Genomic DNA, 12,313 nt, shown 5'->3' on the forward strand with positions numbered 1-12,313 from the left:
CGGCGGCGGCGTGGACACCTTCGACGCCTCCGACCAAACACAGGGCGTGAATGTCAATCTCACCCCCGGCTCGTGGATTTACGCGGGCAATCAGGCAAGCGAACACTTTGCCATCAACGGCGCAAAACGCTGGTCGGCGGCGGAATATTTCGGGCGCAGCCCCCACACCCTGATTCACGCCCCGGATTTTGAAGAAGTGTACAGCTACGATTTTGCCCAAAACCAAGCCTTTATCGGCTACGGCACACAAATCGAACGCTTAATCGGCTCGGCGCACAACGACACACTCACCGGCAACAACGCCGACAACGCCATCTACGGCGGCGCGGGCAACGACACCGTCAAAGGCGGAGCGGGCAACGACTATCTGGACGGCGGCACAGGCGCCGACAACTTGGCGGGCGAAGCGGGCAACGACACCTACGTGATTGACCACACCGATGACACCGTAACCGAAACCGAAAACAACGGCACCGACACCGTCCACAGCTACATCGACTACACACTGGGCGACCATGTCGAAAACCTGCACCTGTTCGGCGATGCCTTAAACGGCACGGGCAACGCCCTGTCCAACCACATTGTGGGCAATGCGCGGGACAACGTGCTGGCAGGCAAAGGCGGTGCGGACACCCTGACGGGCGGCGCGGGCAAAGACGTGTTCGTGTTCAGCGATTTGCTGTCGGTGGACACCGTTACCGACTTCACGGCAGGCGAAGACAAAATCGGCTTGCAGCGCAGTGTGTTCGACCAAATCGCCCAAGCTGACGATGTGCTGAATCATGTGCGCTACGACCGGAACAACGGGCAATTGTCGTATCAGGGGCAGCATTTTGCCACCATCGGCACGGATTTGGCGATTGATAAAAACAGTTTTGTTTTGATTGCCTAGGGTGTGTCATCAATTGACCGATAAAATCCTGTACCGTCATTCCCGCGTAGGCGGGAATCCAAATCGAAGCACGACAAGCCTTGATAAAACATCGCTTGCCGAGCATTGCACAGTGGATTCCCGCATTCGCGGGAATGACGGTACAGAGGTTTTTCGGTCAATTGACGACACGCCTTAAACGGCGGGATTTGACGGCAACAATGCACCCCGCCGCATTGAGCGGCGGGGGTTTGTTTTGTTCAACATTCCACCACGCGCACCGACACCGGCACGGCTTTTTGTTTCAAGGTAAGCGCCAAGCCCGCCAGCGAGGTTTCTTTGTAGGTGGATTTCATGTCGCGTCCCGTTTGCAGCATGGTTTGTATCACCATGTCCAAGCTGACTTTTTTGTTTTCGCCGTCTTCCAGCAGGGCGAGTTGTCCGAGTTTGACGGCTTTTTCGGCGGCAATGCCGTTGCGCTCGATGCAGGGAATTTGCACCAAGCCACCCACAGGGTCGCAAGTCAGACCGAGATGGTGTTCCATCGCCATTTCCGCCGCATTTTCCACTTGCGCGGGGCTGCCGCCGCTCACCGCCGCAAATGCGCCCGCCGCCATCGAACACGCCACGCCCACTTCGCCTTGACAGCCCACTTCCGCGCCGGAAATGGAAGCGTTGGTTTTGTAGAGAATGCCGATGGCGCCCGCCGTCAGCAAAAAATCTTCTATGGCACGCGGCGAGGAAAGCGGGTGGAAGGTGCGGAAATAGTGCAGCACGGCGGGGACGATGCCCGCCGCGCCGTTGGTGGGGGCGGTAACCACGCGGCCGCCGGCGGCGTTTTCTTCGTTTACCGCCATGGCGTAAATCATCGGCCAAAGTTGGGTGTTGAGTTGTCCAGCATCGCGCAGGCTTTGCATTTTCGCCGCCAAGTCGGGGGCGCGGCGGCGCACGTTCAAACCTCCGGGCAAACGCCCCTGTTGTGCCAAACCCCGCGCCACGCAGTCAAACATGGCTTGCGCCACCGCCGCCACGCGGCGGCGCACCGCCAGTTCTTTCTCACCGCTCAAGGCCTGTTCGTTGCGGACGACGATTTGGGCGATGCTCATCTCGTTTTGGCGGCACAGTTGGCGCAGTTGTGCCATATTGTCAAAGGGATAAGGCACATTTGCGCCGTTTTCGGGCAGCCTGCCGAATTGTTCGTCCGTTACGATAAAGCCGCCGCCCACCGAATAATAAATCTGTTCGCACAGGGTGCGTTCGCCATCGGCGTAGGCAGTGAAACGCAGCCCGTTGGGGTGTTTGGGCAGGCTGTCGTCATAGCGCACCACCATATCGCGGGCGACTTCAAAGGCGAGCGTGTGCGTGCCGTTCAGTTGCAGTTCGGCACGGCGGTTGATGCGGTCGAGCCGTGCGGGAATGCCGTCCAAATCCACATCGTGCGGCAGGCTGCCTTCCAAACCGAGCAGCAGTGCGTCAAACGTGCCGTGTCCCTGCCCCGTGAGCGCGAGCGAGCCGTACACTTCCACCGCCACGCGGCGCACTTGCGCCGTCTGCCCGTTGGCGGCGATGTGTGCGGCGAAAGCGGCGGCGGCTTTCATCGGCCCGACCGTGTGCGAGCTGGACGGCCCCAAGCCGATTTTGAAAATATCAAAGATGCTTAACATGCGATGCCGACCTTCAAACACGCTGCCTGATGCCTGTCCGTACCGCGCAAAACGGGCTTGGTTTCCGCACAACCGCCGTCTGCTTGCGGGCAACGGGTGCGGAACACGCAGCCGGACGGCGGGTTAATCGGGCTGGGCAAATCGCCGGGCAGCAGTTGAATCACTTTTTTGCGTTCCGCTTCGGGGTCGGGCAAGGGCACGGCGGACATCAGGGCTTGGGTGTAGGGGTGGGCGGGCTGCCCGTACACGGCTTTGTCCGTGCCAAGTTCCACCGCATTGCCCAAATACATCACCAGCACGCGGTCGGAAATATGCTTCACCACCGACAAATCGTGCGCGATAAAAATCAACGCCAAACCCATTTCTTTTTGAACTTGTTTCAACAAATTCACCACCTGCGCCTGAATGGACACGTCCAAAGCGGAAACGGGTTCATCGCAGATAATCAGTTTCGGCTGCAAAATCAAGGCGCGGGCAATGCCGATACGCTGGCACTGTCCGCCGGAAAACTCGTGCGGATAACGGTTGATTTGGTTGGCGAGCAAACCGACTTTGCCCATCATCGCCCGCACCTGCGCCGCCACTTCGTCCTTTTTCAGCTTCGGATAATAGGTAACCAAAGGCTCGGCGATGATGTCGCCCACCGTCATGCGCGGATTGAGCGAGGCAAGCGGGTCTTGGAAAATCATTTGAATGTCTTTGCGTTTCAAACGCATGGCTTTTTCAGGCAGCCCGACCAATTCCTCGCCCTGAAATTTGATGCTGCCCGACTGCGCTTTCACCAAGCCGATAATCGTCCGTGCCAGCGTGGATTTGCCGCAACCGGATTCGCCGACCACGCCCAGCGTTTCGCCCGCGTTCAGCGTGAACGACACGCCGTTTACCGCTTTGAGCGTGGCGGGTTTTTGCCAGAAAAACGCGCCGTCCTGTTTGATGGCGAAATGGGTGTGGACGTCGCTGACTTGCAATAAGGGCGTGTTCATCATGCGGAAGCTCCTTGCTGTTGTTCGGCGTGGTGCGGGTGCTGCCAATGGCAGGCGCGTTGGCGGCCGTTGGGCAGGAATTTGAGTTCGGGCGGTTCGCGGCGGCAGATGTCGGCAACGTGGTCGCAACGCTCTTGAAACGGGCAGCCTTCAGGCAGCTTGAGCAGATTGGGCGGGTTGCCCGGAATGGTTTTCAGCTCTTCGCCGTCTTCGCCGTCCAAACGCGGCACCGCACCGAGCAGCCCGATGGTGTAGGGGTGGGTGGGACGGTAAAAAATTTCGTCTGTCGGGCCGTAAGCCATCGTGCGTCCCGCATACATCACCAGCACTTTATCGCAAATGCCCGCCACCACGCCCAAATCGTGGGTAATCATGATGATGGTGGTGTTGAAATCGCGTTTCAAATCGTTGAGCAATGCCATGATTTGCGCCTGCACGGTTACGTCCAGCGCGGTGGTGGGTTCGTCCGCAATCAGCAGCTTCGGACGGCACAGCAACGCCATCGCAATCATCACGCGTTGGCGCATGCCGCCGGAAAATTCGTGCGGATACATGCCGATGCGTTTTTTCGCTTCGGGGATTTTTACCGCGTCCAGCATTTTTACGGATTCGTTCCACGCTTCGCGCTTGCCCATGCCTTTGTGCAACACCAGCACTTCGGCAAGCTGCTCGCCCACTTTCATATAGGGGTTGAGCGAGGTCATCGGGTCTTGGAAAATCATGGCGATTTGTTCGGCGCGGATTTTGTTGAGGGCTTTTTCAGGCAGCCCCAAAATTTCCTGTCCGTTGAACCGTACCGAACCGGCGGTGCGCCCGTTTTTGGCGAGCAAGCCCATAATCGCAAAGGCGGTTTGCGATTTGCCCGAGCCGGATTCGCCGACAATGCCCAGCGTTTCGCCTTGATTTAAGGAAAAATTCAGATTATTGACGGCGGTTACCGTGCCGTCTTCGGTGTGAAATGCCACGCGCAAATCGCGCACGTCCAGCAATGCCATTTGATGCACTCCTTGCGTTTAGCGGTCTTTCGGGTCCAGCGCATCGCGCAGCCCGTCGCCGATAAAGTTGAAACAAAATAAAGTGGTTACCAAAAACACAGTCGGCACGGCAAGCTGCCACCACGCCACCTGCATGCTTTGTGCGCCTTCTTGCAGCATCGCGCCCCAGCTTGTCATCGGCTCTTGCACGCCCAAGCCCAAAAAGCTCAAAAACGATTCAAACAAAATCATGCCGGGCACCAGCAGCGAGGCATACACCACCACCACGCCCAACACGTTCGGCACGATGTGGCGCAAGACGATGTTGCGTTTGGACACGCCGCAAACGTGTGCCGCTTCAATAAATTCCTTGCGTTTCAAGCCCAAAGTCTGCCCGCGCACAATCCGCGCCACGTCCAGCCACGACACCATGCCGATGGCGACAAAAATAAACACCAGATTGCGCCCGAACAGGGTTACCAGCAAAATCACGAAAAACATAAACGGAAAGGCGTTCAAAATTTCCAAAAAACGCATCATCAGCATATCGGTTTTGCCGCCCATATAGCCCGACACCGCGCCGTACACCGTGCCAATCAGCACCGCCACCAAGGCACCAGCCACGCCCACCATCAGCGAAATCCGTCCGCCGATGGACACGCGGGTGAGCAGGTCGCGCCCCAAGTTGTCCGTGCCGAAATAGTGTTTGTTGTCCACAGACGGGGCGGCCTGCATATTGCCCCAGTCGGTGTGGCTGTATTCAAACGGGGCAATCATCGGCACGATAATCACCCATGCGGTAATCGCCAGCAAAATCATCATGCTGACGAGTGCGGCTTTGTTGCGCGAGAAACGCAGCCATGCGTCCTGCCACAGGCTGCGCCCGCGTACTTCGGCATCGGCGGCGGCAGCCAGTGCCGCCGCGTCTTTTTTGCTTACCAACATCTTGTGTTCCTTTTGTTTTTTTGGTCAATCCAGCACAGGCAGGGCAAAACGCCGCACCGCATCGCGCAACGCCACCAGTTTGCCGTGGAAAAAATGCGAACATTCGGGCAGCACCACCACGGGCAAATCCTGCTGCGCCGCCCATGTCAGGGGTTTGTGCAATGCCACCACTTCATCGTCCGCGCCGTGAATCATGACGGTGCGCGACACTTGCGGCACGGGCGGAGCGGGGGTGGGGTAATGTCCGACCGCCGCGCCCATCAGCAGCAGCAGGTCGGGCGTGCGCCTTTGGGCGGCAAACAGTGCCACATACGCGCCAAACGAAAACCCCGCCAATACCAACTGCCGTGCGTGCGGGTGCCGCGCCCGCGCAAAATCCGCCACTGCCACGCAATCATCGGCTTCGCCGCGTCCGCCTTCGTATGCGCCCGCGCTGTTGCCCGTGCCGCGCAGATTGGGCAGGTAGCAGTGTATGCCCGCCGATGCCAGCTCTTTGGCGGCAGTGCGGATGACTTTGTTGCTGAACGTGCCGCCTTGTGTGGGATTGGGGTGGTTGATGACCGCCACGCCGCGTTCCGCGCCTTGGGCGGGCAGGTAAACGGTTTCCAATGCCCCCGCAGGCCCGTCCAGCACCAGCACCGCGTCTGCTTTGAGCATGATTGTGCCTTATGTCCGTGAAAATGGGCAAGGATACCACCGATTTGCCGTGTCGGGCAGCATCATTACGCTTTATTGTGGCACGGATTGCTTTTGCGAATCGTGAAACGGCAGGAAAAATCCGCGCAAAAACGGTATTTTGCGCGGACGGGCGGGGTGGGGGATTTTATTCGGGGATACGCAGCTTCTGCCCCGGATAGATTTTGTTCGGGTCGGTGAGCATGGGTTGGTTGGCTTCAAAGATTTTTTGGTATTGTTTGGCATCGCCGTAGTATTTTTGGGCGATGGCGGAAAGGGTGTCGCCTTTGACCACGTCGTGAAAGCGCGATGCCTGCGCCGCCGCTTCGGGTGCTTGGCTGCTGCCGTTGGGGGCGGGCGTTGCCGCTTCGTCGGTGTGCTGCGCGGTATTTTGCGCGGCTTTGCGGGCGGCGGCTTCGGCAGCCACTTGCACCAGCAGTTTCAGGCGGTTGTCCACGTTTTTCACGCCACTGACGTTGCCCGCCGCCAGCACGGCTTTTTCCGCCGCCGCTTGGTCGGGCGCAATGCCGGTGAGGGTAACGGTACGGCTTTCGGGGTCGAAATCGGCTTCCAGTTGGTGCAGCCCCAAAAGCTGGTCTTCGAGGTGTTGTTTGATTTTGGCGGACACTTCCGCAGGGTCGGGCACGCCGAACAGTTTTTCGCCCGCGTCTTGGATAAATCCGAACAAGCCCATAATGGCGTTTCCTTCGTGTGTAAAAACCGGCAGTATAACGGCATTCGCGGGCGCGTGCCAGCGCGTCAAGCCCGCAGCAGGAAGGTTACGGGCCCGTCGTTTTGCAGCGATACCTGCATGTGTGCGCCAAAACGCCCTGTTGCCACGGTGATGTGCCGCGCCGCGTATGTGCAAAAATAACGGTACAAATCTTGGGCGGCATCGGGCGGGGCGGCGGCAGAGAAGTTCGGGCGCAAGCCTTTGTCCGTGTCGGCCGCCAAGGTAAATTGCGACACCACCAGCAGGCTGCCGCCGCTTTGGCAAACGTTCAAATTCATTTTGCCTTTGTCGTCTGCAAACACGCGGTAATGCAGCACTTTGTCTGCCAACCGCGCCGCCGCCGCTTCGGTGTCGCCGCGCTCGATGCCGAGCAACACCAGCAAGCCCGCGCCAATCGCACCGACCGTTCCGCCGTCCGCTTCCACCTGCGCGTGGCACACGCGCTGAATCAGGGCAATCACGTCAGCGCACTGGAATCACGGTTTTGCCGATGGGGGCAATGGCAAGCATCGCCAGTTTCCAATACTGCAGCCCGAAGGGAATGCCGATAACGGTAACAAAACACGCCAGTGCCGCCGTCAGATGGGCAATGGCAAGCCACACGCCCGCCACCACAAACCACAAAATATTGCCGAGCAAGCCCGCCGTGCCGGTGCCGATGTCGTCCTGCCCCGTTACCAGCTTGCGCGGCACGGCATCGCGCCCGAACGGCCACAATGAAAATTGTCCGATAACAAAACAGGCTTTCGCCCACGGCAAGCCGATGATGCTCACCGCCATCAGCAGCCCCGCCAGCCACCAGCCCAAAGCGGACACCAAGCCACCGCAAATCAGCCACAAAATATTGAGCAGGGTACGAAACATCAAACCATCCTTATCAAAAAATCCGTCTTCTGCCGCAAAATGCAGCCGCACGGCGCCGAAAACAAGTGCCGGCATCGGTAAAAAACGGTGAAATCCGCGCCCCCTGCCGCAAAAAGCCTTGCCAAAATCGCATTTTTGGATTTATTACCGCACGAATTTTTTGTACAATTCTTTTTTTCGGACAGGGTCTGACGGCAACCGCAAATCATACTGCCGCATCGGTGCGGATGCAAATCCCGCCGCCTTCTGCCCGCCAACAACCTATTAAAATACGGTCGAATACCCGCACACGCCCACCAAACACGGGCTGTGCGGCCGTGTTGCGCTTTTGCCGCAGCCGTGCCGACAATACCGGAATCGAAGCGATTATGCAGCAGAAAAACCAAGAAATCATTATTGCCTTGTGCGCCGGCGAAGCGTCGGGCGACCTGTTGGGCGCGCACCTGATGGACGCTTTGCGCCGCCGTTATCCCTACAGCCGTTTTGTCGGCATCGGCGGCCCGCGCATGCAGGCGGCGGGGCTCATCAGCATTGCCGAACACGAGCCTTTGGCGGTGCGCGGCTATTTGGAAGTGGTCGGCAGCCTGTGGGAAATCTACAAAATCCGCCGCAACCTCATCAGCGAACTCAAACAATTCAACCCCCATGTGTTTATCGGCATCGACTCGCCCGATTTCAACCTGCCCGTTGCCGCCAAGCTCAAGGCTTGGGGCATACCCACCATTCACTATGTCAGCCCGTCGGTGTGGGCGTGGAGGCCCCAACGCATCCACAAAATCATCAAACAGGTCAATCGGGTGCTGTGCCTGTTTCCGATGGAGCCGGAGCTGTACCGGCAAGCCGGCGGCAACGCCGAATTTGTCGGCCACCCTCTGGCGCAACTGCTGCCTTTGGAAAACAGCAAAGTCCTCACCCGCGAACGCCTGAAGCTGGACATCACCGCCCCCGTGTTTACCCTGATGCCCGGCAGCCGCGTCAGCGAAATCGAATACATGGCACCCGTGTTTTTCCGCGCCGCCGAGCTGATTCGCCGCGAACTGCCCCAGTCGGTATTCCTGCTGCCCTACCCCAGTGCCCCCGTGCGCGAAGCCCTGCGCAAACTGCTGGAACGGGACGAGTTCAAACACCTGAACATCCGCATGCAGGCCGCCAAAAGCGAACTGGCGTGCGTTGCCGCCGACGTGGTGCTGGTGGCAAGCGGCACGGCGGCACTGGAAGCGGCACTGTGCAAACGCCCGATGGTCATCAGCTACAAAATCTCCGCCTTAAGCTACATGCTGGTGCGCCGCAAAATCAACGTCCCCCACATCGGACTGCCCAACATCCTGCTCGGCAGCGAAGTCGTCCCCGAGCTGATTCAAAAAGACGCCACACCGGAAAAACTCGCCACCGCCGTGCTGGACTGGTACTACCACCCCGTCCGCGCCGCCGAGCTGGAAAAAGTATTTGCCAAACTGCACCGCGCCCTGCTGCGCAACACGGACGAACTTGCCGCCCATGCCGTACTCAGCGAAGCGGGCGTGCTGCTGCCGCGCCCCGAAGCCGTGTCGCCGCCCGAACCCGCCGCCACCCTCGTCCCGCCCAAGCCCGCGCACGAAGAACCCCGCACCGCCGCGCCCGCAGCAGCCCCCCCCGCACCGCAGACCACAGTGGCAGAAACACACACGGCAGAACCAAACATAGCGGCAAACCCCGCAACGGCAAGCCCCGAAGCCACCCCCCAAACCGCACCGGCACACAGCGCACCGCCCGCGCCCGATGCCCCCACACAGCCCGAGCCGAAAAAGAAATCCCTGTTGGCACGCCTGTTCGGCAGCCGCGACAACGATGACGAAGCAGAGCCACTGCCCCAAACAAACGCAGCACCTCAGCCCGACACCCCCGCAACACCCGCACCCGAGTCCGAACGCGAACAACCGTCCCGCCGCGTTTTGGAAAGCGACGAAGTGCAAAGCACGTCCGGACAACTGGTTTTGCCCAAATCAAGCGTATTGAACACCGACAAGCCCAATATTTTTACCAAATACCGCCAACAACCCGAAACCGCACCGGACGAAACCGCCGCCGAAGCGCCCCAAGCCGCGCCGGAACATACCGAACCGCACACGCCCGCACCGTCCGCAGCCGCAACGCCCGACCCGACGCCCGAACCCGCCGCGCCCCGACACGACCTGACCGGCTATCTGAACCGCATCAGCATGGCATCGCTGCCCAGCGACATGAACGCACGCATTCAGGCAAAAAAACAAGCGGAAGCCGAAGCCAAAGCCCGTGCCGAAGCGGAAGAACAGGCACGCTTGCAAGCAGAAGCGGAAGAACAAGCACGTTTGGCAGCCGAAGCCGCAGTGGCACAACAAACCCATGCCGCCACAGCACACGGCAGCAGCCTGACCGGTTATCTGAACCGCATCAGCATGGCATCGCTGCCCAGCGACATGAACGCCCGCATTCAGGCAAAAAAACAGGCGGAAGCCGAAGCCAAAGCCCGTGCCGAAGCGGAAGAACAGGCACGCTTGCAAGCACAGGCAGAGGCGGAAGAACAAGCACGTTTGGCGGCAGCAGCCGAAACACAAGCCCATGACGAAGCACAGGCACAACAAGCCCCCCCGCCCAAACGCGTTTCGCAATACAGCTCCAATCCGAAACGCTATTTCGGCTCGGGCGGCAAAAACGGCATGTTTTACTAGGTCGTGCCATCAATTGACCGGGAAAACATAACGCCGTCATGCCCGCAAATGCGGAAATCCACTGCACGATGACCTTCGAGCAATGTTTTCTCAAGGCTTGTCGTGCTTCGACTTGGATTCCCACTTGCGCGGGCATGACGGGATTGTTTATATTGCACCGATTTTCAACGCCCGCTTACATGCTGCCGTTTTGCAAGGCGTCCAGCAACTGATGGCAGCAGCGTGTCAGCAAATCGCGGGTTTCGTTGAAATTGCCGGTGTACCAAGGGTCGGGAACGTGGTCGTAGCCGCTTTCGGGACACAAATCGGTGATTTTGAAAATCTTGTCGTGCGTGCCGAAACGCGCCCGCACATCGCGCAGGTTGTGGTCGTCCATCACGATTAAATAATCAAATTCGGCAAAATCGGCATCGCGCAGTTTGCGGCTGGCAAAGCCTTGGCTGGCGATGTTCAGCCCGTCCAGCACTTCCGCCGTGCCGCAGTGCATAAATTCGCCGTCGTGCCAGCCCGATGTGCCGGCGCTGGCGGTGTGCAGGGCGATGCCGCGTTTTTTTGCCAAGTCGCGGCACAGGTATTCCGCCATCGGCGAACGGCAGATGTTGCCCAAGCAGACAAACAGGATTTTTTTCATTAATCGTTCCTTTTGCTTACGAAAACCGCCAGTATAGACTACAATCGCCATTTTTTCTGTATCTGGAGCAAAAGCATGTCTTTGCAAAACATCATTGAAACCGCGTTTGACAAGCGCACCGACATTTCGCCGTCCAGCGTGTCCGCCGAAGTGAAAGAAGCCGTTTTGGAAACTTTGGCGCAGTTGGATTCGGGCAGCCTGCGCGTGGCGGAACAGCGCGATGGCGCGTGGACGGTAAACGAGTGGGCGAAAAAAGCGGTGTTGCTGTCGTTCCGCATTGCCGACAACGAAGTCGCCGATGACGGTGTGAACAAATATTTTGACAAAGTGCCGACCAAATTCGCCGATTGGGACGCGGCGCGTTTTCAGGCAGCCGGTTTCCGTGCCGTTCCGGGCGCGGTGGCGCGGCGCGGCAGCTTTATCGGCAAAAACGTGGTGCTGATGCCTTCATATGTGAACATCGGCGCGTATGTGGACGAAGGCACGATGGTGGACACTTGGGCGACTGTCGGCTCGTGCGCCCAAATCGGCAAAAACGTGCATTTGTCGGGCGGTGCGGGCATCGGCGGCGTGTTGGAGCCTTTGCAGGCTTCGCCCACGATTATTGAGGACAACTGCTTTATCGGCGCGCGTTCGGAAATTGTGGAAGGCGTGATTGTGGAAGCGGGCAGCGTGATTTCCATGGGCGTGTACATCGGTCAATCAACCAAAATCTACGACCGCGAAACCGGCGAAATCCATTACGGGCGCGTGCCTGCCGGTTCGGTGGTGGTGCCGGGCAGCCTGCCGGCGGCGGACGGTTCGCACAGCCTATATGCGGCGGTGATTGTGAAAAAAGTGGACGCGCAAACCCGCGCCAAAACCAGCGTAAACGAATTGTTGCGCGGCGCGTAAGCAAGATTGCTTCCAAAACGATGCCGAACCTGAATCAGGTTCGGCATTGTGCATTTGGTCGGAACGATGCGCCCTAGGGCGTGTCATCATTTAAATTTTTATACTGAAAATTCAGTGCAATATAAAAAAATCCGTCATTCCCGCGAATGCGGGAATCCACCTCCCGATGCTTGGCAAGCCGTGTTTTATCAAGGTTTCTCGTGCTTCGACTTGGATTTTTGCCTGCGCGGGCATGACGGTGCGGCGTTTTTTCGGCTAATTGATGACACCCCCTAGGGCGTGTCATCAATTAATCCAAGAGACGACAGCAGCCAAATAAATTCCCCCCAAAAAAGCTGTTGCCGTCTTGTCATAACGGGTAGCAAGCGCACGGTATTGTTTCAAACGGGCAA

General features: G+C 58.6%; 11 protein-coding genes and 2 pseudogenes. 3 read left to right on the forward strand and 10 right to left on the reverse strand.

The annotated features are described in order from the left end of the window. A partial coding sequence (locus tag G392_RS0108860) for a M10 family metallopeptidase C-terminal domain-containing protein (protein WP_027009947.1) occupies positions 1 to 892 on the forward strand: 892 nt, incomplete at its 5' end. A gap of 239 nt (positions 893 to 1,131) precedes the next feature. Here G392_RS0108860 and G392_RS0108865 read toward each other — a convergent pair. The 8 genes from G392_RS0108865 to G392_RS0108900 form a co-directional block, all read right to left on the reverse strand. Then, on the reverse strand, positions 1,132 to 2,535 hold the full coding sequence (locus G392_RS0108865) for an L-serine ammonia-lyase (protein ID WP_027009948.1): 1,404 nt from the start codon (positions 2,533 to 2,535) through the stop codon (positions 1,132 to 1,134). Continuing rightward, positions 2,529 to 3,518 carry a murein tripeptide/oligopeptide ABC transporter ATP binding protein OppF gene (gene oppF / locus G392_RS0108870; RefSeq protein WP_027009949.1) on the reverse strand — a complete coding sequence of 330 codons (990 nt, stop codon included), beginning with the start codon at positions 3,516 to 3,518 and terminating at the stop codon, positions 2,529 to 2,531. Before oppF ends, G392_RS0108865 begins: the two co-directional genes overlap by 7 nt. Beyond that, positions 3,518 to 4,513 (reverse strand): ABC transporter ATP-binding protein, encoded by a 996-nt coding sequence (oppD, locus tag G392_RS0108875; protein ID WP_027009950.1) that lies wholly within the window; start codon positions 4,511 to 4,513, stop codon positions 3,518 to 3,520. The genes oppF and oppD overlap by 1 nt, the downstream gene beginning before the upstream one ends. A gap of 18 nt (positions 4,514 to 4,531) precedes the next feature. Continuing rightward, entirely contained in the window at positions 4,532 to 5,437 is a 906-nt protein-coding gene (oppC, locus tag G392_RS0108880; protein ID WP_027009951.1) for an oligopeptide ABC transporter permease OppC, read from the reverse strand. A 24-nt stretch (positions 5,438 to 5,461) separates the two neighbouring features. Beyond that, the gene (locus G392_RS0108885; RefSeq protein WP_027009952.1) at positions 5,462 to 6,094 is read right to left on the reverse strand and encodes an alpha/beta hydrolase; all 633 of its coding nucleotides are present in this window, start codon (positions 6,092 to 6,094) and stop codon (positions 5,462 to 5,464) included. Positions 6,095 to 6,260: 166 nt separating this feature from the next. After that, on the reverse strand, positions 6,261 to 6,806 hold the full coding sequence (lysM, locus tag G392_RS0108890; protein WP_027009953.1) for a peptidoglycan-binding protein LysM: 546 nt from the start codon (positions 6,804 to 6,806) through the stop codon (positions 6,261 to 6,263). Between the two features lie 65 nt (positions 6,807 to 6,871). After that, complete coding sequence (dtd, locus tag G392_RS0108895) at positions 6,872 to 7,306, reverse strand: D-aminoacyl-tRNA deacylase (RefSeq protein WP_027009954.1); 435 nt, start codon at positions 7,304 to 7,306, stop codon at positions 6,872 to 6,874. 1 nt (position 7,307) lies between these two features. After that, complete coding sequence (locus tag G392_RS0108900; protein ID WP_027009955.1) at positions 7,308 to 7,709, reverse strand: YccF domain-containing protein; 402 nt, start codon at positions 7,707 to 7,709, stop codon at positions 7,308 to 7,310. Between the two features lie 368 nt (positions 7,710 to 8,077). On the opposite strand from G392_RS0108900, the pseudogene lpxB reads away from it, so the two are divergent. Then, positions 8,078 to 9,229 (forward strand): annotated as a pseudogene (lpxB, locus tag G392_RS14225) (lipid-A-disaccharide synthase); the annotation flags it as partial. 1,342 nt (positions 9,230 to 10,571) lie between these two features. Here the strand turns inward: lpxB and G392_RS0108910 are convergent. Next, entirely contained in the window at positions 10,572 to 11,027 is a 456-nt protein-coding gene (locus tag G392_RS0108910) for a low molecular weight protein-tyrosine-phosphatase (protein WP_027009956.1), read from the reverse strand. A gap of 75 nt (positions 11,028 to 11,102) precedes the next feature. On the opposite strand from G392_RS0108910, the gene dapD reads away from it, so the two are divergent. Further along, a complete protein-coding gene (gene dapD / locus G392_RS0108915) occupies positions 11,103 to 11,921 on the forward strand; it encodes a 2,3,4,5-tetrahydropyridine-2,6-dicarboxylate N-succinyltransferase (RefSeq protein ID WP_027009957.1) in 819 nt (272 codons plus the stop codon). 285 nt (positions 11,922 to 12,206) lie between these two features. On the opposite strand, the pseudogene G392_RS13355 reads toward dapD, so the two are convergent. Further along, positions 12,207 to 12,313, reverse strand: a pseudogene (locus G392_RS13355) (IS5/IS1182 family transposase); the annotation flags it as partial.

The sequence above is a fragment of the Conchiformibius kuhniae DSM 17694 genome (assembly GCF_000428785.1).
In the GTDB taxonomy this organism is placed as follows: Bacteria; Pseudomonadota; Gammaproteobacteria; order Burkholderiales; family Neisseriaceae; genus Conchiformibius; species Conchiformibius kuhniae.